We start from the raw sequence: 18,901 nt of genomic DNA, 5'->3' as shown, positions 1-18,901 counted from the left end.
CAGGAAGGAGGAGCGTGATGCGAGACCGTGGACGCGCCGGTGACGACGGCTTCACCATGGCCGAGACCCTGGTGGCGATCGGGATCATCGGGACCGTCATGATGGCGCTCACGTCGTTCTACATCGCCACCATCCGGATCACCGCCCAGCAGGGCGACCGGCAGGTGGCGATCCAGGCCGCGAGCGACGCGATGGAGCGCGTGCGCGCGCTGAAGCCGAGCACGCTGATCACCGGCCGGGACCTGAACAGCACGACCGTGCAGTGGAACAACCCGGTGCGCGGCGTCTCCTCGCTGCTGTCGCTGGGCACGATGGCGTACGACATCAATGCCGCGACCGGCGCCGGCAGCAGCGCGGCGCTGCCCACGACGTTCCACGCGGTCCAGATCAACGGGCTGTCGCTGAAGCAGTACTACTACGTCAGCAACTGCCTGCGGGCCGCGGGCGCGTCCACCGAGTGCCTGCCGATCGCGCCCGGCGTCAGCTTCCTCGAGTTCTACCGCGTGGTCGTGGGCGTCACCTGGAACGACCCCAGCTGCCAGAACGCCGTCTGCTCCTACGTCACCTCGACGCTGATCGGCAAGAACACCGCGGAGCCGATCTTCAACTACAACGGTACGGCCGAGGCGCTTCGCTTCACGACCACCTACACCGAGCAGGTCAACACCACCGGCCTCGCGATCAACCTCCCGTTCACCGCGACCGGCGGCAAGGAGCCGTACGCCTGGAGCGCGCAGGGACTCCCGGCCGGCCTCCGGATCGATCCAGCCGGCGGCCTGATCACCGGCACGCCGACCGGGGTCAGCACCGGCCCGGTCACCGTGACGGTGCGCGACGCGGACAACCGGAACCTGTCCACCACGTTCACCTGGACCATCAACGGGCTTCCGGTGATCACGCCGGTGGAGGGCAACAGCCTCCGCACGGTGACCGGCATGCAGGTCACCCGGGTGTTCACGGTGGCCGGCGGCACCGCGCCGTTCACCTGGTCCGCTCAGGGCCTGCCGTCCGGGCTGGCGATGGACGCCGCCACCGGCGTGGTCACCGGTGTGCCGGTCACCCTGGGCTCCAGCAACGTCACGCTCATCGTCGTGGACAAGGCCGGAAACCAGGCCAGGACCACGTTCAGCTGGGTCGTCCCCGCGATGGAGATGGCACAGCCGGCCAACTACGAGGCCGCGAAGAGCACCGCGGTGTCGTACCCGGCACCGGCCGTGAACGGCGGCACCGCGCCGTACGTCTGGTCGCTCGGCCCCGGGGCCCCGGCCTGGCTGGCGGTCGACGTGCGAACCGGCACGCTCTCCGGCACCACCCCGGCCACCGGCTCGGCGGTCCCGCTCCCGGTCACGCTGTTCGTGACCGACAGCAAGGGTGTCACGGCCAGCCGGATCTTCACCGTGACGGTGAAGCCGTGATGCGCCGGCTTCGGGCCCGCCGGTCGCGGGGCGACGCGGGCATCACCATGGCCGAGGTGATGGTCTCGATGACGGTGATGGCCGTCCTCATGGTGATCTTCACCGGCGCGATCATCCAGATCCACGGGGTGGTCAACAAGGCGGACACGTTCGCGGAGACGCAGCTCCAGCTCAACAACGCGTTCATCCGCCTGGACAAGGAAGTCCGGTACGCGCGTGCGATCAGCGAGCCGGCCCAGGTCAACGGCGACTGGTACGTCGAGTACGTGATCGTGCAGGACACCGTGGACACCTGCGTGGAGCTGCGGATGCAGACCTCGACGCGAATGCTGCAACGCCGTCAGTGGCAGCAGGATCAGGGTTCGCCGGCCCCGACCCGCTGGACCACGATCGCGAACGGCGTCGGCTCAGCCACCCCGTTCACGGTCACGGACGCGGACTCCACCGCGGTCAACGGCTTCGGGTACCAGCGGCTGACGCTGGACATGACCGCGGTGCAGGGTGGCGGCTCCGGCTCCAACGGTGCGCGGGCCGGCTCGACCCGGCAGAGCAACATCACGTTCACGGCGTTGAACGCCACCGCCACGAACGTCGAGGAAACCTGCATCGAAGCGAGGGGGATCCCGTCATGAGGAGATGGCTGAGCCGGGTGCGGCGGGACGACCGCGGCTCGCTCCCGCTGGCGCTGATGGTGACGCTGGTCGGCGTCTCGCTCGGCGGGCTGCTGGTGTCGCTGGTCAGCACCCAGTTGCTCGCCACCCGGGTGGCCGACAGCCGGGTGCAGGCGTTGCAGGCGGCGCAGACCGGGCTGGACGTGGCGCTGTCACAGATCCGCGGATCTGTGGTCGGCGCGGTCGGCAACCAGAAGCTGCTGCCGTGCCTGCCGCTGACCGGGACGCTCGGCGGCACCGCCCCGTCGTCGTACTCGGTGGCGGTCACGTACTACAACAGCGACCCAAAGGGAAAGGACACAGCCTGGTTGCAGAGCGCGGCCAACAGGGTCAACTGTGTCAGCCTGAACGGCACCGTGACCGTGCCGGCGTACGCGCTGCTCACCTCGACCGGCACCGCCACCCGGGGCGCCTCCACCACCAAGCGTGAGGTGCGCGGCACGTACATGTTCCAGACCACGAACGAGAACATCAGCGGCGGACTGATCCACGTCTACCGCGGCAGCACGAGCCTCAGGGACCTCTGCATGGACGCCGGCTCCGGCGACCCGGCCGAGGGCGCGACGGTGAAGATGCAGCCCTGCAACGCCGGCTCGGTCGCGCAGACCTGGTCGTACAACTCGAACCTGTCGATCACGCTGGTCTCGTCGAAGAAGGCGTCCCGGCAGCAGGGGCTGTGCCTGGAGGCGGTCGCGCAGCGCACCGAGAGGTCACCGATCGTGCTGAAGGCGTGCACCGCCGTGGTGCCGGCCCTCTACGAGCAGCAGTGGAGCATCAACGACTCGGCGAACCTGGTCAACAGCAAGGCCGACGGGTCGAACACGGACGGCTTCTGCATCAACGTGGCGAGCGCCAACTCGCCCGGCAGCGGGCTCTACATCACGAACAAGAACTGCGGCGGGGCGTACAACAACGTGCAGACGTTCTCGCCGGACGCCACGGTCGGCGGCGGTCAGGCCGCGTCCGCGATCGGCCGGTCGATCGGTCAGCTGGTCAACTACGCGCAGTTCGGTCGCTGCCTGGACGCGACCGGCGGTGACCCGAACGCCAGTCACATGATCGCCTGGGTCTGCAAGCAGAACCCGAACGCGGGCCAGGTCATGTGGAACCAGCGGTACGACCTTCCGGACCTGCCGGTGGGGCTGGCGGGCAAGGCCGGGAACTTCGCGCCCGGCACCATCACCACGACGTACACGGACTCGAAGGGCAAGTCGGTCAAGATCTGCCTGCAGAGCCCGCTCTCCGGGGACTACGGCCGCTACGTGCTGACCCGGGCGTGCGACAGCGGCGCCGATCAGCGGTGGACCGTCCACGGTCAGACGGATGCCTACTTCACCAGCTACACCATCGTGGACTCGGGGGGCCTCTGCCTCACGCCGCGCGACCCGAAGCTGCCGAACCCGGATCTCTTCCAGGAGGTCAACAAGGTCACCAAGATCTACGTCGCGACCTGCGACGGCTCGACGCTGCAGAAGTGGAACGCGGACAGCAACATCATCAACGCGATGCCGCTGAAGGACGTCAACGAGAAGTGAGCGGGTAGGCCTCGTCGAGGAAGCGTTCGAGGAACGTGATCGTGTCGGCCGGCTGGAGCGCCTCCACGCAGAGGCGCTCCATCGCGGCCGCGTAGTGGTCGACGTCCTCGCGCTTGTCCAGGTAGAGCGCGCTGGTCAGCTGCTCCATGTACACCACGTCCGGCAGTTCCTGGTCGTGGAAGCGCAGGATGCTGAACTGACCGCCGGCGGCGGCGTGGCCGCCGGCCTCGAACGGGATGACCTGGAGCGTGATGTTCGGCAGCTTGGCCAACTCCAGCAGGTGCAGGATCTGCTCGCGCATGACCGCTTGGCCGCCGATCGGGCGGCGCAGCGCGGCCTCGTCGAGCAGGCCCCAGAAGCGCGGCGCTTCCGCGCGGTGCAGCACCTGCTGGCGGGCCATGCGCAGCTTGACCCGGCTCTGGATCTCCTCGGCCGGGGCGAGGGTGTGGCCGAGCAGGATCACGCCGCGCGCGTAGTCCGCGGTCTGCAGCAGACCCGGGATGTACTGCACCTCGTAGTTGCGGATGATCGTGGCGGTCGCCTCAAGCCCCAGGTACGCCTGGAACCAGTTCGGCAGGACGTCACTGTGCTTGTGCCACCAGCCAGGCGTGTTGGCCTCCCGCGCCAGGGCCAGCAGGCTGGCCCGCTCCTGATCGTCGTCGACGCCGTAGAGCGTCAGCAGGTCGGCGACGTCGCGCTCCTTGAAGCCGACCCGGCCGAGCTCCATCCGGCTGATCTTCGACTCCGAGGAGCGGATCTCCCAGCCGGCCTTCTCCCTGGTGACGCCCTTGGCCTCACGGAGCTTGCGAAGCTGGGAGCCCAGCAGCATCCGGAGGACGGTCGGGCTGCCCGCCGATCCGCCGTCTTTGTCTGCCGTGCTCACCGTCGTCAGCCTCCGCCTGCTGAACCGAGTCCCCCGCCGCCATGCGTCACGGCATGCGGAATTTCCACGGCACGCCATGAGCCGCCGCTCAGCCTAGCGCGTCGGGGCCGGATGTCTTCCAGTCCCGGGGGTCGGACTTTCGGTTGATCCCCGGTACGCGCCCGTGGGAGGCGGGCGCGCACCGGAAGCCGTGTATTACAGCGCGAGGTGGTCGAATTCGCCGTCGCGGGCGCCGAGGATGAACGCCTCGATCTCGGCCGGGGTGTAGATCAGTGCGGGCCCCTCGGGGTCCCGGCTGTTCCGCATGGCCACGCCGCCGCCCGGAAGCTGCGCGAGTTCGACGCAGTTCCCACTCGGGTTGCTGAAGCTGCTCTTCTGCCAGGTCACTGGAAGCTGTCCGGCGGGTACGCCGTTGTATGTCGTCTGCTGCATGGGCTGTTCTCTCTACTGGTTGGGTTGGGGGACGTGACCGCGGACGTCGACCGCCCCCAATGGGCCGACGAGATTGCGGCTCAACCAAACCTCCGCGTCGTGCTTGTGCACGCCGTGGATGCACGTGCATCGGCTCTTGCGTCTGCACCGCATACCGAGGATGATAGCTCATGTGCATAAGCACATACTCGTTCACTCTCTGTGATCGGAAATCGGATTTCTGGTGGCGAATCAGACATTTTTTCCCGGTGGCGTAGCCGTAACTGGCACACTGAGTGATCAGTCAGTTAGTGGTTCCGCCCGTTGCCGGCCGCCCGCGTGCGGGTCGGGCGGACGTGCACGGGACTGCTTCGCCACCGCTCCGGCCCGCACGCCGATGCGGGCGCGCATACGGGGGCTGGGCGCGTGGACGTGACGCTCCTGCTCGGCGGCCTGCTGCTCGCGGGCTCGACCGGGCTCGCCTGGCGGTCGCACCGCCGGGCACGACGTGCTGAAGCCGAGGCGGCCGGTCTCCGCCTCGCCCTCGACGCCGAGCGCCACGCCGCCAGCCACGACCCGCTCACCGGCCTGCCGAATCGGCGGGCTTTTTATCGGTACGGCGCCGAGCTCGTCGCCGACCGCCACCGCCCGGCGATCGCCGCGGTCGTGGTGGACCTCGACGACTTCAAGCAGATCAACGATGAGTACGGCCACGCCGCCGGCGACACGGTACTGCGTACCATCGCCCGCCGCCTGGCCGATTACGCCGGTGACGACCTGGTGGCCCGGCTGGGCGGCGACGAGTTCGCCGCACTGCTGACCGGAGCCGCGATCGACGTCGCCCGCGGACGCCCCGCGGACCGCCTCTCCGACGTGCTGTCGACGCCGATTCCCCTGCGGGACTCGAGCTCGCCGATTCCCCTCCGGGACTCGAGCTCGCCGAATCCCCTCCGGGACTCGAGCTCGCCGAATCCCCTCCGGGGAAGTGCAGACATCACCGTCACGGTCACCGCCTCGGTCGGACTCGTCCCGGTGCCACCGGGTGCGAGCCTCGCCGAGGCCCTCGGCCGTGCCGACGAGGAGATGTACGTCGCGAAGAGCGCCCGCTGCCGCGAGCCCCAGGCCGCGCCGGCCCATCCACCACCGGGCACCGCGAGTCCGGAGATTCCCAGGAAGCCGGCCGAACTGGCGCGTTCCAAGGCAGGAGGGTCATGAACATGTCCGCCCCCACGATTGATCCCGATCGGCGAGACCCGGCCTCGGTGGCCGCGACCGACACCTACCACCCGTCCGACCGTGTGTGGGTCTACCGGGGTGGCGCCTGGCGGGCCGGGATCGTCGAGGTCGCGTCGCGCGACGCGGCGACCGTGACCTACCGCCCGAGCAGCTCCCGGGGGACCGGCGTGGACACGCTCACCGCCCGGTTCATGCAGCCCCGCTCCGAGATGGACCCGATGCTGGACAAGAAGATCGTGCTGCCACAGAGCCGCACCGCCTGATCAGCGTCGGACGGCCTGATCAGCCCGCGGCGCGTCACCATGGCCGCGGGGACATAGAGAAGAGCGGTGGTGGCCGGCGCATCGGCCACCACCGCGTCAGTTCTTGCGGGCCACGCCGGCCCAGTAGTAAGCCGCGGTCGGGTCCTCGGGCTCCACCGGCGGGTGCCAGGCCATCACCGGGACCAGGCCCGGCTCGACCATCTCCCAGCCGGGGACCGCGAAGTAGGCCTCGATGTCGGTGCGCCAGCGCGGCACGAACGTCATCTGGCCCTCGGTGATCGCGACCAGCTTCTCCACCGCGGGCGGGTCGAAGTCGAACGCCGGGTGTGTGATCGCCACGTGACTGCCGGACGGCAGCGCGTCCATCAGCTCCCGCACCGCGTGGCCCGGATCATCCGCGTCCGCGATCAGCATCAGCACCGCGATCAGCGTCAGCGCGACCGGCTTCGTCAGGTCGAGCGTGCGGGTCAGCGCCGGAGTGCCGAGCAGGCCGGCCGCGTCGCGCATGTCGGCGTGGATGTATTCCGTGCTGCCCTCGGGGCTGCTGACCAGCAGCGCCCGCGCGTGGACCAGCACGATCGGGTCGTTGTCGACGTAGACCACGCGGCAGCGCGGGTCGATCGCCTGCGCGACCTCGTGCAGGTTGGGTCTGGTCGGGATGCCGGTGCCGACGTCCAGGAACTGCGTGACGCCCTGGTCGCGGACCAGGTATTCGACGACGCGGTGGATGAACTCGCGGTTCTCCTTCGCCATCGCCCGGACCGTCGGGATCGTGTTGAGGAACGCCTGGCCGACCGCGCGGTCGGCCGCGAAGTTGTCCTTGCCGCCGAGCCACCAGTCGTAGATGCGGGCCGAGTGTGGCGTGCTGGTGTCCACCCCGGGTGGCGCGTGCTCGCTGTTCTCCGCAGACACCGCTGGATCCTCTCCTGGCGTTCGTCGATCGACGACCGCAACAGGGTAACGCTCCGCGGTGCGCCGCGGAGCGCTCGTCCTCCGACTGTGGACGGGCGGCTCTACAACTCGCGGACCACCACGTCGAGCGCGCCGGGGGAGGGCTCCTCCACCGTGTACTTCAGGTCGCGCAGTGCGGTGACCAGTGCGGGGACCGATCGCGGTGCGGCACCGGCCAGCAGCAGGTCGCGGACCAGGCGGCCCTTCGTGGCCTTGTTGAAGTGGCTGACCACGGATCGTCTCGGCGCGCCGTCCACGATCCGTTCGTGCAGCACCCGTACCGTGGCGACGTCCTTGATCTGGTCTTTCGACGGTCGCCAGGCCGCGGCGTAGGACGAGGAGCGCAGGTCCAGGATCGGGCCGCCGAGATCGGCGAGCGCGTCCGGGAGCGCGCGGCGCCAGTGACCGTTGACCGCGCCGAGCGGCGAGAGCTTCACATCCATGCCGCAGCGGTACGCCGGGAGCCGATCGCCGAGCCGGGACACCCCGAACAGGCCGGAGAAGATCAGGATCTGGGCGTTCGCGCGGCGCTTCGCGGCCGGGGGCAGCGTGGCGAGGTCGAGCGCGTCGTAGAGCACACCGGTGTAGAGCCGCGCCGCCGTGGTGGCCGGCGCGGTCCGCAGCAGCGCGTTGCGGCGCACCTCGTCGCGCTGCCCGGCGGACAGCCCGAGCGCCGCCACCGCCGCCTCCTCGTCGCCCGCGCACAGCGTGACCAGCGCGTCCAGTGCCGCCTCGCGCGCTCCGGTCAGCTCCGGGAAGGCCAGCGACGCCAGGTCGAGCGCGGCGCCGCGCGTGGGGTGGGCCTTGCCCTCGGACGGCGGTAGCAGGATGTGCACGGCTGGCAGGTTACCCAAGCCCTTCCGTGTGCCGCCGAACACCTGCCAGAATGACGGTCGTGCGGTCATTCATCGATGTTCTTCGTGGTAATGCGTGGTGGATCGCGCCCGAGGTGCTGCTCACCGTCGGGCTCGCGGCCGGTGGCCTCTACTACAACGCGGTCGCGCCGCGACTGTCCGAGCCCGAGCTGCACGCGCGAGCCACCCAGCTGCTGGCGGTGGAGCTGGAGCAGGCGACCGTGGACGAACACGCCAAGCACGGCCACCAGCTCTCCGCGCAGGACCGCATGCTCTGCGAGGTCGAGGTCTTCGGCGTCGACCCGGCCGGTGAGGGGCGGGAGCGGCACCTGCGCACCGCGTACGGCTACTACCTCTGCGCGGCCGGCAAGCCCGGCACGCCGTTCCTCGGCGCGCTGATGAACGCGGGACCGGCCGTGCTGCACCTGGACGCGGAGCCCGGCGACGACCGGGTGCAGACCGTCACGCTCCAGCAGGACTTCGACGCGCAGCTCGCCGCGATGATGCCGGAGCGCTACCGGGCGCAGGCGAGCAAGGGTTTCACCACGGCGGACCCGCCGCGCGCGCTCAAGGAGCGGTTCGAGCGCGAGATCACGAACGTGGCATAGCCTGGAGCGCGTGGAAGACGGGATATCGCGACTGTCCGCGCTGGTGGCGGACGGTGACGTGGCGGTGCTGAGCGGCGCGGGCCTCTCCACCGAGTCGGGCATTCCGGACTATCGGGGGCCCAGTGGGCAGTCCCGTGCACGGACGCCCATGACGTACCAGATGTTCACCGGCGAGCCGGACGCGCGCCGCCGCTACTGGGCGCGCAGCCACGTCGGCTGGCGGACCATCGCGCGTGCCTCGCCGAACGCGGGGCACGAGGCGGTCGCGGCGCTGGAGCGGGCCGGGCTGCTCACCGGCATCATCACGCAGAACGTCGACGGCCTGCACCAGGCCGCCGGCGCGCACGACGTGGTCGAGCTGCACGGCGGGCTGGACCGGGTGATCTGCCTGGACTGCGGCGAGACCAGCGCGCGCGAGACGTACGACGCCCGGATGGCCGCGGCGAACCCGGAGTTCTCGGCCGAGGCGCTGACGATCAACCCGGACGGCGACGTCGAGATCGACGAGGAGCTGGAGGCGGGGTTCCGGGTGCCGGCCTGCGCGGCCTGCGGCGACGGTCTGCTCAAACCGGACGTGGTCTTCTTCGGCGAGACCGTGCCGCGCGACCGGGTGCAGGAGTGTTTCGCCCGGGTCGAGTCGGCCCGCCTGCTGCTGGTCCTCGGCTCGTCGCTGACCGTCATGTCCGGCCGCCGGTTCGTGCTGCGCGCGGCGAAGCTGGGGATACCGGTGGCGATCGTCAACCGCGGCGTGACCAGGGGCGACGCGTACGCGGGGCTGCGGCTGGACGCGCCGCTCGGCATCACGCTGACGTCCCTGGCCCGACAATTTCAGTCTTGACTTATATAAGCTGCGGACGCTAGAAACGTAGTCGCTGTCAACACGAGGGGAGCGGCTCGATGATCGATGTGGAAGCCACGGTCAGTGCGGTCCGGCGGCAGGTCGGCACGCGCACACTGGAGGCGGGCGAGGCGCGGGTGGTCACCGCGAGCCGGGTCTACGACGCGCCGATCTCCGACGTCTGGGACGCGTGCACCACGCCCGGCCGGATCGCGCGCTGGTTCCTGCCGGTCAAGGGCGACCTGCGACTCCACGGGCGGTACGAGTTGGAGGGCAACGCGTCCGGCACGGTCACCGCGTGCGACCCGCCGAAGGGCTTCGACGCCACCTGGGAGTTCGGCGGCGAGGTCTCCTGGATCGAGGTCCGGTTCACGCCGGAGTCCCCGGAGCGCACCCGCTTCACGCTGGAGCACATCGCGCACGTCGACGACGAGCGGTGGGCGCAGTTCGGCCCGGGCGCGGTCGGCGTCGGCTGGGACCTGGGCCTGATGGGCCTCGGCCTGCACTTCACCGCGCCGGACACGGCCGTGGACCCGGCCGAGGTGGAGGCGTGGTCGGTCTCCCCCGAAGGGCGCCGGTTCATCACGCTGGTCAGCGAGGACTGGGGGCGGGCGAGCGTGGCCGCGGGGACGCCGGCTGACGCTGCCGCGGGCGCGGCGACCCGGACGACCGACTTCTACGCGCCGCCGGCCTGACAGCCGGCAACCGCCGCACCGCCGGCGCTCCGGGCCGGGTGAACCGGGAGCGCCGGCGGACTGTGCGGCGGTTGCAGCGGATGGTCCGGTGCGCTCACGCTACCCGTACCCGATGATCGTTATCTATGCCATTTTCGGCAGTCGCTGGTAGGCGGCGAGTCCGTCCGGCACCCAGTCCCACTCCGGCAGGCGGGCGGCCAGCTCCTCCGGCGTGAGGAACGCGTGCCACTCCACCTCCTCCGGCTGCGGCGCGACCGGCGACGTGCACCGCACCTCGTAGACCGCGGACCACCAGGTGTGCTCCGGCGTCTCGTAGAGGAACCTGAACAGCGGCGTCGGCTGCGGTAGGTCGTCCACGCCCAGTTCCTCGGACGCCTCCCGGTGCGCGGCCAGGTCGTAGGACTCGCCGGTGCCGACCACGCCGCCGACGAACATGTCGTAGTGCGACGGGAAGACCAGCTTGTGCGGCGTACGCCGATGCACGAAGATCCGGTCCTCGGCGTCCCGGGCCAGGATGAACACGGCCCGGTGGCGTAGCCGCCTCGCATACACCTCGCCGCGCGGTGCCTGGCCGATCACCACGTCGTTCTCGTCGACGATGTCCAGAATCTCGTCCTCGTTCACGCCGCCCATCCTCTGCCATCCGCGGAAGCGCTGGCCGCGCGGGTACCCGATGCGACACGCTGGCCGGGTGACGACGTTCTCGCTGCAGGCCGTCCCCCGCGACGGCGCGACCGCCTGGCTCGACCTCGCCCGCCGCGCGGAGGAGGCCGGCTTCGACACGCTGCTCACCGCGGACCACCCGGGCTCCTGCCCGGACCCGTACCCGGTGCTCGCCGCGGCCGCGGCCGTCACCTCCCGGATCCGGCTCGGCGTCTACGTCTCCAACGCCGGCGTCCGCGAACCGCTGCCACTCGCCTCCGCGGTCGCCACCCTCGACCTGCTCTCCGGCGGCCGGGCCCGGTTCGGCATCGGCGCCGGCCACACCCCGGCCGAATGGGCCGCGATCGGCCGCACCCGCCCGGACGTCGCCGGCCGGGTCCGCCGCTGCATCGAGGTCGCCGAGGCGGTCCGGCGGCTGCTCGACGGCGAGGAGGTCACGATCTCCACCCCGTCGCTGACCATGACCGGCGCGCGGCTCGGCGACCCCCGGCCGGTGCAGGCGCGCATCCCTCTCACGTTCGGCGGCGGCAACAGCGAACTGCTGCGCTGGGCCGGCCGCAACGCCGACATCGTCGGACTGAGCGGCCTCGGCAGGACACTCGCGGACGGGCACCGGCACACCGCGCGCTGGTCGCTCGACGAGATCGACGCCCAGGTCGCGCTGACCTCCGGCGCCACCCTGGAGGCGCTGGTCCAGATCGCGGCCGTCACCGGCGACCCGTCGTCCGTGCTCGGCGAGACCGCCGCCGAACTCGGCGTGACCGTCGACGAACTGCGGCAGACGCCGTTCATCCTGGTCGGCACCGAGGATGAGATCGTCGCCGCGATCGACCGCAACCGCGAACGCTGGAACATCGACCGGTACGTGATCCGCGCCCCCGCGCTGGAGTCCTTGGCCCCGATCGTCGCCCGCCTCTGAGAGGATGCGGGTCGTGGAACCCCTCCTCGGCGCCGCGTTGGCCACCCTGTTCGGTTTCGCCCTCGGGCTCACCGTCGCGCTGGGCGCGACCTCCCGCAGCCGGATCGAGACGCCCGCCCGGCTCGCCGCGATCGAACGGCAGCAGCGCGCGATCCTCGACCATCTGGGCGTCGCGCCGCCGTCCTACCCCGACGTCGTGGAACTCGCCGGCCAGGGCCGGTCCATCGAGGCGATCCGGCTGTACCGTCAGCACACCGGAGCTTCCCTCGTGGAGGCGAAGCGCTTCGTCGACGGCCTGAGGACGCGCTGATGCTGTGGTCGTTCATTCTGGTCGTGGCTGCGCCTCGCGTTCTCGAACTGACCTGAGAACGGCGCGGTCCGCTCTCGCGACTCTCGCGCCGGCCTGGCCGAGGGCCGGCCCGAGATCTGGACCAGATCTTCCGCTGTGCGGGAGTCAAGATCCTGTGGTCGCCGGCGGCTGTCTTCATCGCATACCGCGCGACCTTCCTGCCCGGCATTTCGTGCCGTGTCGCCTGAGCGCATGGCAGCCCGGCAGGAGATCGACCACGAAGGATCATTGAGTGATACGTGAGGTCGTTCGACGTCACTCGTCGATCTACCTCAGGTATCACTCAATGATCCTTAACGGGATCTGCGCGGACGTCGGGCGGCAGGCCAAGGGCGCTTCCTCAGCGGCAGGATCCAGCCAAGATGATCTACATTCCCGCAGGTCGGCGAGGCATCGGCCGCCCAAGGGAAGCGCCCTTGTTGTGTCCTGAACGCGAAAGGGTGGAGATATGTAGGAATTTCCTTCTTGTAGCGATGCTGTACGGAAGATGAAGGTTTGGCCCTTCGGAGTCGCCCTGCTGGGGGAGGCTTCAAACCACCTCATGCTGCATTAGCTGAAGACTGTTGTGGTGAACGATGAGGAAAAGGCATCCATTCGAGATTGTCAGGTGGGGGTCGGGAAGGCGAGCGAAAGCGAATCGCTGATGACGTGTCGAAAATTCTAAATGACATCGAAACCGGGGTGTCAATGGAATCCCGGGATGAGTCTGGCGGGGACCAGTTTACTGGCCAGGCGGTGTCCGGCATACAGGCGACGCGAGCCCGGCCTGCGGCTTTCGTACGGAACAGGAGAAGGCGCGTGAGGAAACTACCCGCCGCTCTTTGGCGAGTGAGAGGGAGCGTTCCGGGCGGCCCGAAGCCGTGGGCTGGTGCTTCCGGTCTCCGGGCAGGGCTCGCGGCTTCCGATGCCGAATGGGCAACGGAGTCGGGAGCATGCGGGCTGTACCGCGCCGGGAGCGGGAAGATCGAATGTGATCCTCGCGGTTGTGGCCCGAAGGGGCGAAGGAAGCGTTGCCAGTGCGTTGTTCAGCAACGTTCACCGGGCATCTCGTCCGTGATCGGGGGCGTCCCCACACTGTTCTACCAGCATGGGGACGCCCCGATCACGGGTTCAATCCCGGGGGAACTCTAGATCCAGCCGAAGCCCTGGGCGATGCGGGCGGCCTCGTGGCGGTTGGCGGCGTTCATCTTGCCGGCGGCGGAGGACAGGTAGTTGCGGACGGTGCCCGGGGAGAGGCTGGCGCGGCGGGCGATGTCGTCGATGGGGGTGCCGGTGGCGGCGAGGGCGAGGACCTCGGATTCGCGGGTGGTGAGAGGGCTGTCGCCGACGCTGATCGCCTCGGCGGCGAGTTGGGGGTCGACGTAGCGGCCGCCGGTGTGGACGGTGCGGACGACCGTGGCGAGGATGTCGGCGGAGACGGTCTTGGAGAGGAAGCCGCGCACCCCGGCGGAGAGCGCGCGTTTCAGGTGTCCGGGCAGTCCGTGACTGGTGACGATCACGGTGCGGCAGATGGGCTGGATCTGCTGGGCGACCGAGACGCCGTCGGTGTCCGGGAGTTGCAGGTCGAGCAGGGCGACGTCGGGTTTGAGGGCGCGGGCCATCCGGATCGCCTCGGCGCCGGTGGCGGCCTGGCCGGCGATGGTGAGGTCGTCCTCGAGGGAGAGCAGCGCGGCCATGGCGCCGCGGATGAGGTGCTCGTCGTCGGCGAGCAGGATGCTGATCATGTGAGCGGGACCGTGACCGTGAGCAGGAAGCACTGTGGCTTCTCGTAGGTGGCGGAGAGCGTGCCGCCGAGCGTGGCGATGCGTTCGGTGAGGCCGAGCAGGCCGCTGCCGAACCGCACCCGGCCCGGGGCGACTCCGTCGTTGGACATGGTGAGCGTAACGGTTCCGGGGGTGCCGGAGCGGAGCGTGATGGTGCAGGTGTGGGCCTCGCTGTGCCGGAGCACGTTCGTGACGGCCTCGCGGACCACCCAGGCGAGCGCGCCCTGCACCGCCGGCGGCAGGTCGTGGCCGTCGCCGATGATCCGGGCCTCGATGCCGGCGGAGGCGAGCAGCGAGCGGGCGCCGGCGAGTTCGTCGTCGAGGCCGGCGCTGCGGTATCCGCCGACGACCGCGCGGACGTCGGTGAGCGCGTCCTGGGCGATCCGGCGGACCTCCAGCATCTCCTCGACGGCCTCGTCCCGGCCGCGCTTGGCGAGCTGCGCGGCCAGCTCGGCCTTGAGCGCGATGACGGACAGGTTGCGGCCGAGCACGTCGTGCATGTCGCGGGCGATGCGCAGCCGTTCCTCGGTGACCGCGAGCCCGGCCTGCACGGTGCGGGCCCGGTCGAGCTCCCAGACCACGCGGAGCATCCAGAGCGACGAGCGGTAGGTGAGCAGCACGATGCCGCCCGTGAACAGCAGCGAGAACGTGGACGGCACCAGCGACGGGCCGCTGACGGCGACGGCCAGCGACAACACGCCGATGCCGGCGCCGATCGCGAGCATCGACGGCCAGATGCTGCGCAGCGTGGCGAGCCCGATGATGTACGTGCAGACCAGCGCGACGACGACGACGCCGACCGGTTCGCCGTCCGGCGGCAGCCCGTGGAGCGCGACGGCCGAGCCGAGCGCCGTGACCGCGCCGACGACGACCAGGAGTCGCGTCGGGCGGTCACGGCGGCCGAGGTAGTGCTCGATGCCGGCGTGCATCATGGCACCCACCAGCACGGTGTATCCGATGGCGAGCAGGCCGGCGATCAGCGCGGCGGTGCCGGTGCTGACCGTCGCGGTGGACGAGCCGATCAGCAGCGGGATGAACACCAGGAACACGTAGAACGAGCTGCGGAACGAGATGTCGAACCGTTCGGCCTGGCTGCGGGCGTGCCACCATGCGAGCGGGTTCATCGGGCGGGCCTCTCTATCGTCGCGGCTCCCAGCGGAACCACCGTCGGATGATCAGGGTGCCGCCCACCGTCCAGGCGGTGAGCAGCAGCAGTGGCCGGATCGCGTCCGTCAGTGTGCCGGTACCGGCCCAGCCTATGGTGATCAACTCGATGATCGGGCCGAGCGGTAGCAGCGTGAACGCGGTCTCGACCGGGCCGGGCAGCGTGTCCAGCGGGAACACCAGGCCGGCGCCGAGGAAGCAGGCGAGCAGCATCGGCATCGTGGTGATCTGCGCGAGTTCGACGGTGCCGGTGACGATCGCGGACGCGGCGGCCAGCACCACGAACATCACGACGCCGCCGATCACGCCGATGGCGAGCAGGACCGGATTGGCCGGCATCGGCAGGTCCAGATGGGCGGCGGTGATCACGACGATGAGCAGGGACTGGGCGAGCGCGATCACGACGGCCGGGCTCGCGGTCCCGGCCAGGATCTCCGCGGCGTTGAGCGTGCCGGAGCGGAGACGTTTGAGGCTCAGTTCCTCGCGGCGGGCCACGTACGCGCTGACCAGGTTGTAGTAGACGACGATCGCGAGGATGACGCCGATCATGCCGCCGGCCAGCGTGGCGCCGGTGGCCGCGTCCATGCCGGCCTCGGCCAGCTGCGGGATGAAGAGCAGGCCGAAGAACGGCGGCAACAGCAGCGCGTTGGACAGGGCGAACCAGTTGCGCCATAGCAGCAGCAACTCGGCTCCGCCGATCGAGGCGAGGCGGGTCATCGGGTTCCTCCGGCGATGGTCAGGAAGGCCTCTTCGAGCGAGGCGGAGCGGGCGTCGAGGTTGTGGAGCGGGATCGCGTTGTCGTCGGCCCAGCGCAGCAGCGCGCTCAGCGTCGCCTGCAGCGCGTCCGTCTTGATCACCACGGCGGCGCCGTCGCGCGTGATCGTCGGCGCGCCCGGCAGGTCGGGAATCTCCGGCCCGTGGGGGATCGAGAACGTGATCCGGGCCGGGTACGCGCCCACGACCTGCGCCACCGTGCCGGACGTGACGATCGTGCCGGTGTGCATGATGGCGAGCCGGTCGGCCAGCGCCTGCGCCTCGTCCAGGTAGTGCGTGGTCAGCAGCACGGTGACGCCGCCGACCAGCAGGTCCCGGATCACCCGCCAGGTGTTCTGCCGGCTCTCCGGGTCGAGACCGGTGGTGGGCTCGTCCAGGAACAGCACCTCGGGGCGGCCGAGCAGTGCCAGCGCCAGGTCGAGCCGGCGCCGTTCGCCGCCGGAGAGCTGCTTCACCCGCACCCGGGCCCGGTGACTCATCCCGGCCAGTTCCAGTGTCTCCGGGACCGGGCGCGGGTCGGGGAGCGTGCCGGCCCACATCCGGGCGGTCTCGGCCACGGTCAGGTCCGCCGGGAAGCCCGCGTCCTGCAGCATGACGCCGATCCGCGGGCGTACCGTGGCCCGGTTCCTGAAGGGGTCCTGGCCGAGGAGCCGGACCGTGCCGGCACTCGGCCGGTCGAGCCCTTCGACGATCTCCATGGTGGAGGTCTTGCCCGCGCCGTTCGTGCCGAGCAGCGCGAACAGCTCGCCGTGTGCGACGTCGAAGGAGATGCCCTTCACCGCCTCGAATCCGCGCGGCCCGCCGTATCGGCGACGCAGCTCCCGTACCTCGATGGCCTGTGTCATGCCGTTGATTCTGGTTTTCCCACGGGCGGGTTCTCAGTACGCCGTATCACCGATATACCCAGCACTCTCACGGTGCGGGCATGACAAATGTCAGTGAGCAATTCTCAACCTGTGGACCGGGCGTGTTCGATACGGGTGTGGTCGAGAAGGCTCAGTCGGTCACGTCCCGGCGGGCGAGGGCGACGGAGACGGGCAGCACGCCGTCGATCAGCGCCTGGCCGCGGGACGGCCGGATCAGCCGGTTAGAGATGATCTCGTGGGGGTGCGCCGTAGGATTCCGGACGTGAATCTGGATCTTGTGGCGATCGTGGTGCCTGACTATGACGAGGCGATTCGGTTCTTCGTGGGCGTGCTCGGGTTCGAGCTGACGGAGGACTCGCCGTCGCTGACGAACGACGGGCGGGCGAAGCGGTGGGTGGTGGTGCGGCCGCCGTCCGGCGGGACCGGGCTGCTGCTGGCGAAGGCGGACGGGGCGGAGCAGGAGGCCGCGGTCGGGAACCAGACCGGCGGGCGGGTCGGGTTCTTCCTGCGGGTGGACGACTTCGCGGCGACGTTCGCGCGGCTCAAGGAGTACGGCGCGGAGATCGCGGGGGAGCCGCGGCACGAGGAATACGGCACCGTCGTCGTCTTCCGCGACCTGGTCGGCAACCGCTGGGACCTGCTGGGACCGCGACCCTAGACAAGGTCCACTGCGCGCCGCGCGGTCCTGTCCTACATTGAGGACAGACGCGCGGAGGAGGTTCACGATGGACCGGCGGAGTGTGCTGGCGCTCGGGGCAGGCGTGGCGGCGGCACCGCTGCTCACCGCCTGTGCGGGCGCCTCGACCACGGGCGGCGGCGGCGAGGGCACGGTCACGCTGCTGTCCAACCAGTTCAGCCCGGTGGAGGAGCGGCAGCGGTTCGAGGCCATCCTGAAGGCGCGGGTGACGGCGGTGCCGGTCGCGTTCAACCAGGTCGAGACCGGCATCTTCGCGTCCACGCTGCAGAGCCAGGTGGACTCCGGGAAGCCGCAGATCAGCCTGGCCGGCGCGCAGCACGGTGACCTCGCGCCGCACGCGAGCCGGCTGATCGACCTCGACGACGTGCTCGGCCGGCTCGGCGACCGCGGGTTCGCGCCCGAGCTCGTCGAGCTGGCCAAGCTCGGCGGCGCCACCACGAAGTACATCCCGTGGATGCAGGCCAGTTACGTGCTGGCGGTCAACAAGAGGGCGCTGGAGTGGCTGCCGTCCGGAGCCGACGTGCAGAAGCTGACCTACGACCAGCTGCTGGACTGGGCCACGGCCGGGCGGCAGGGCAACGGCGGCAAGCCGATCTTCGGGCTGCCGGCCGGTGCGAAGGGGCTCTACCACCGGTTCCTGCAGGGCTACCTGGTGCCGAGCTTCTCCGGCGGGCAGATCACCACGTACCGGTCCGCGGACGCGGTCGCCGGCTGGCAGTACCTCAAGGAGCTGTGGGCGCAGACCGCGCCGGCCTCCACCGGGTGGGACAACATGCAGGAGCCGTTGCAGCGCGGCGAGGTGCTGGTCGGCTTCGACCACTCGGCCCGGCTCGTCGGGGCGCCCGCGGCCAAGCCGGACGACTGGCTGATGGTCCCGGCGCCGGCCGGGCCGAAGGGCCTCGGATACATGGCGGTCGTGGTCGGCCTCGGCATCCCGAACGGCGCGCCCGAGGCCGACCGGGCCAAGGACGTGATCGAGAGCCTCACCACGCCGGAGGTGCAGCTCGACGTGCTCCGGCAGAACGCGTTCTTCCCGGTCACGAGCGCGCCGGTGCCGGCGGACCTGCCACCCGCGGTCGCGCTCGCGGAGGCGGCCATCTCGGCGCAGCGCGACGCGCCGAACGCGATCCTGTCGCTGCCGCCGGTCGGGCTCGGCGCCCGCGACGGCGAGGTCGCCCAGGTCTTCAAGGACACGTTCAAGGAGATCCTGATCGACGGCAGGGACGTCAAGGCCGTGGTCGACGCGCAGGGCGCCCGGCTGGACGGGATCGTCGCGGAGGCGAAGGTGCCGTGCTGGGCCCCGGACCCGGCCCGAGCGGAATGCCGTGTGGCCTAAACGGAACCCC

At 70.3% G+C, this 18,901-nt stretch carries 21 protein-coding genes; 12 read left to right on the top strand and 9 right to left on the bottom strand.

The genetic code is table 11. The annotated features are described in order from the left end of the window. Positions 1 to 17: 17 nt before the first annotated feature. The 3 genes from J2S43_RS20650 to J2S43_RS20640 are packed head-to-tail and all read left to right on the top strand — an operon-like array spanning position 18 to position 3,621. Positions 18 to 1,415, top strand: coding sequence for a putative Ig domain-containing protein (locus tag J2S43_RS20650; RefSeq protein ID WP_306831621.1), 1,398 nt, complete (start codon positions 18 to 20; stop codon positions 1,413 to 1,415). Then, on the top strand, positions 1,415 to 2,047 hold the full coding sequence (locus J2S43_RS20645) for a PulJ/GspJ family protein (protein WP_306831619.1): 633 nt from the start codon (positions 1,415 to 1,417) through the stop codon (positions 2,045 to 2,047). Before J2S43_RS20650 ends, J2S43_RS20645 begins: the two co-directional genes overlap by 1 nt. Further along, positions 2,044 to 3,621, top strand: coding sequence for a ricin-type beta-trefoil lectin domain protein (locus J2S43_RS20640; protein WP_306831617.1), 1,578 nt, complete (start codon positions 2,044 to 2,046; stop codon positions 3,619 to 3,621). The genes J2S43_RS20645 and J2S43_RS20640 overlap by 4 nt, the downstream gene beginning before the upstream one ends. On the opposite strand, the gene J2S43_RS20635 is transcribed toward J2S43_RS20640, so the two are convergent. After that, the gene (locus J2S43_RS20635) at positions 3,608 to 4,504 is read right to left on the bottom strand and encodes a Sco1979 family transcriptional regulator (RefSeq protein ID WP_306831614.1); all 897 of its coding nucleotides are present in this window, start codon (positions 4,502 to 4,504) and stop codon (positions 3,608 to 3,610) included. The genes J2S43_RS20640 and J2S43_RS20635 overlap by 14 nt on opposite strands. A gap of 195 nt (positions 4,505 to 4,699) precedes the next feature. Next, complete coding sequence (locus tag J2S43_RS20630; RefSeq protein ID WP_306831612.1) at positions 4,700 to 4,936, bottom strand: DUF397 domain-containing protein; 237 nt, start codon at positions 4,934 to 4,936, stop codon at positions 4,700 to 4,702. Between the two features lie 405 nt (positions 4,937 to 5,341). On the opposite strand from J2S43_RS20630, the gene J2S43_RS20625 reads away from it, so the two are divergent. Then, positions 5,342 to 6,130, top strand: a complete 789-nt coding sequence (locus J2S43_RS20625) for a GGDEF domain-containing protein (RefSeq protein ID WP_306831611.1) — start codon at positions 5,342 to 5,344, stop codon at positions 6,128 to 6,130. Between the two features lie 2 nt (positions 6,131 to 6,132). After that, positions 6,133 to 6,414 (top strand): hypothetical protein, encoded by a 282-nt coding sequence (locus tag J2S43_RS20620; protein ID WP_306831608.1) that lies wholly within the window; start codon positions 6,133 to 6,135, stop codon positions 6,412 to 6,414. A 96-nt stretch (positions 6,415 to 6,510) separates the two neighbouring features. Here J2S43_RS20620 and J2S43_RS20615 read toward each other — a convergent pair whose 3' ends face one another. Further along, the gene (locus J2S43_RS20615) at positions 6,511 to 7,326 is read right to left on the bottom strand and encodes an SAM-dependent methyltransferase (RefSeq protein ID WP_306831606.1); all 816 of its coding nucleotides are present in this window, start codon (positions 7,324 to 7,326) and stop codon (positions 6,511 to 6,513) included. 101 nt (positions 7,327 to 7,427) lie between these two features. Next, complete coding sequence (gene yaaA / locus J2S43_RS20610) at positions 7,428 to 8,201, bottom strand: peroxide stress protein YaaA (RefSeq protein ID WP_306831603.1); 774 nt, start codon at positions 8,199 to 8,201, stop codon at positions 7,428 to 7,430. A gap of 59 nt (positions 8,202 to 8,260) precedes the next feature. Between yaaA and J2S43_RS20605 the strand changes: the two genes are divergently transcribed. From J2S43_RS20605 to J2S43_RS20595, 3 genes are read left to right on the top strand one after another with little or no spacing between them, the layout of a single operon-like run. Beyond that, a complete protein-coding gene (locus tag J2S43_RS20605; protein WP_306831602.1) occupies positions 8,261 to 8,827 on the top strand; it encodes a hypothetical protein in 567 nt (188 codons plus the stop codon). Positions 8,828 to 8,837: 10 nt separating this feature from the next. Next, the gene (locus J2S43_RS20600) at positions 8,838 to 9,665 is read left to right on the top strand and encodes an NAD-dependent protein deacetylase (RefSeq protein ID WP_306831601.1); all 828 of its coding nucleotides are present in this window, start codon (positions 8,838 to 8,840) and stop codon (positions 9,663 to 9,665) included. Positions 9,666 to 9,724: 59 nt separating this feature from the next. Continuing rightward, the gene (locus J2S43_RS20595) at positions 9,725 to 10,360 is read left to right on the top strand and encodes an SRPBCC family protein (RefSeq protein WP_306831600.1); all 636 of its coding nucleotides are present in this window, start codon (positions 9,725 to 9,727) and stop codon (positions 10,358 to 10,360) included. 123 nt (positions 10,361 to 10,483) lie between these two features. Here the strand turns inward: J2S43_RS20595 and J2S43_RS20590 are convergent, their stop codons facing one another. After that, the gene (locus J2S43_RS20590) at positions 10,484 to 10,984 is read right to left on the bottom strand and encodes an NUDIX hydrolase (protein ID WP_306831599.1); all 501 of its coding nucleotides are present in this window, start codon (positions 10,982 to 10,984) and stop codon (positions 10,484 to 10,486) included. 67 nt (positions 10,985 to 11,051) lie between these two features. On the opposite strand from J2S43_RS20590, the gene J2S43_RS20585 reads away from it, so the two are divergent. Next, a complete protein-coding gene (locus J2S43_RS20585) occupies positions 11,052 to 11,942 on the top strand; it encodes an LLM class flavin-dependent oxidoreductase (protein ID WP_306831597.1) in 891 nt (296 codons plus the stop codon). Positions 11,943 to 11,955: 13 nt separating this feature from the next. Beyond that, positions 11,956 to 12,252 (top strand): hypothetical protein, encoded by a 297-nt coding sequence (locus tag J2S43_RS20580; RefSeq protein WP_306831596.1) that lies wholly within the window; start codon positions 11,956 to 11,958, stop codon positions 12,250 to 12,252. A 1,166-nt stretch (positions 12,253 to 13,418) separates the two neighbouring features. Here the strand turns inward: J2S43_RS20580 and J2S43_RS20575 are convergent. From J2S43_RS20575 to J2S43_RS20560, 4 genes are read right to left on the bottom strand one after another with little or no spacing between them, the layout of a single operon-like run. Beyond that, positions 13,419 to 14,015 carry a response regulator transcription factor gene (locus J2S43_RS20575; protein WP_306831595.1) on the bottom strand — a complete coding sequence of 199 codons (597 nt, stop codon included), beginning with the start codon at positions 14,013 to 14,015 and terminating at the stop codon, positions 13,419 to 13,421. Continuing rightward, a complete protein-coding gene (locus tag J2S43_RS20570) occupies positions 14,012 to 15,178 on the bottom strand; it encodes a sensor histidine kinase (protein ID WP_306831594.1) in 1,167 nt (388 codons plus the stop codon). The genes J2S43_RS20575 and J2S43_RS20570 overlap by 4 nt, the downstream gene beginning before the upstream one ends. A 13-nt stretch (positions 15,179 to 15,191) precedes the next feature. Beyond that, positions 15,192 to 15,935, bottom strand: coding sequence for an ABC transporter permease (locus tag J2S43_RS20565; protein ID WP_306831593.1), 744 nt, complete (start codon positions 15,933 to 15,935; stop codon positions 15,192 to 15,194). After that, positions 15,932 to 16,837 carry an ABC transporter ATP-binding protein gene (locus J2S43_RS20560; RefSeq protein WP_306831592.1) on the bottom strand — a complete coding sequence of 302 codons (906 nt, stop codon included), beginning with the start codon at positions 16,835 to 16,837 and terminating at the stop codon, positions 15,932 to 15,934. Before J2S43_RS20560 ends, J2S43_RS20565 begins: the two co-directional genes overlap by 4 nt. Positions 16,838 to 17,120: 283 nt before the next feature. On the opposite strand from J2S43_RS20560, the gene J2S43_RS20555 reads away from it, so the two are divergent. Together J2S43_RS20555 and J2S43_RS20550 are read left to right on the top strand one after the other, a co-directional pair. Further along, positions 17,121 to 17,516: a VOC family protein gene (locus J2S43_RS20555; RefSeq protein WP_306831591.1), complete on the top strand. Its 396-nt coding sequence runs from the start codon at positions 17,121 to 17,123 to the stop codon at positions 17,514 to 17,516. A gap of 67 nt (positions 17,517 to 17,583) precedes the next feature. Beyond that, positions 17,584 to 18,891 (top strand): ABC transporter substrate-binding protein, encoded by a 1,308-nt coding sequence (locus tag J2S43_RS20550; RefSeq protein ID WP_306831590.1) that lies wholly within the window; start codon positions 17,584 to 17,586, stop codon positions 18,889 to 18,891. Positions 18,892 to 18,901: the final 10 nt, after the last annotated feature.

The sequence above is a fragment of the Catenuloplanes nepalensis genome (assembly GCF_030811575.1).
Taxonomy (GTDB): domain Bacteria; phylum Actinomycetota; class Actinomycetes; order Mycobacteriales; family Micromonosporaceae; genus Catenuloplanes; species Catenuloplanes nepalensis.
This window is presented reverse-complemented; position numbering and strand designations above follow the sequence as displayed.

Excerpts from the sequence above, each read along its gene's own strand:
- J2S43_RS20650 (WP_306831621.1), top strand. The coding sequence starts at position 18 with ATGCGAGACCGTGGACGCGCCGGTGACGACGGCTTCACCATGGCCGAG.
- J2S43_RS20645 (WP_306831619.1), top strand. The coding sequence starts at position 1,415 with ATGCGCCGGCTTCGGGCCCGCCGGTCGCGGGGCGACGCGGGCATCACC.
- J2S43_RS20630 (WP_306831612.1), bottom strand. The coding sequence starts at position 4,936 with ATGCAGCAGACGACATACAACGGCGTACCCGCCGGACAGCTTCCAGTG.
- J2S43_RS20560 (WP_306831592.1), bottom strand. The coding sequence starts at position 16,837 with ATGACACAGGCCATCGAGGTACGGGAGCTGCGTCGCCGATACGGCGGG.
- J2S43_RS20595 (WP_306831600.1), top strand. The coding sequence starts at position 9,725 with ATGATCGATGTGGAAGCCACGGTCAGTGCGGTCCGGCGGCAGGTCGGC.
- J2S43_RS20620 (WP_306831608.1), top strand. The coding sequence starts at position 6,133 with ATGTCCGCCCCCACGATTGATCCCGATCGGCGAGACCCGGCCTCGGTG.
- J2S43_RS20640 (WP_306831617.1), top strand. The coding sequence starts at position 2,044 with ATGAGGAGATGGCTGAGCCGGGTGCGGCGGGACGACCGCGGCTCGCTC.
- J2S43_RS20570 (WP_306831594.1), bottom strand. The coding sequence starts at position 15,178 with ATGAACCCGCTCGCATGGTGGCACGCCCGCAGCCAGGCCGAACGGTTC.
- J2S43_RS20550 (WP_306831590.1), top strand. The coding sequence starts at position 17,584 with ATGGACCGGCGGAGTGTGCTGGCGCTCGGGGCAGGCGTGGCGGCGGCA.
- J2S43_RS20565 (WP_306831593.1), bottom strand. The coding sequence starts at position 15,935 with ATGACCCGCCTCGCCTCGATCGGCGGAGCCGAGTTGCTGCTGCTATGG.
- J2S43_RS20575 (WP_306831595.1), bottom strand. The coding sequence starts at position 14,015 with ATGATCAGCATCCTGCTCGCCGACGACGAGCACCTCATCCGCGGCGCC.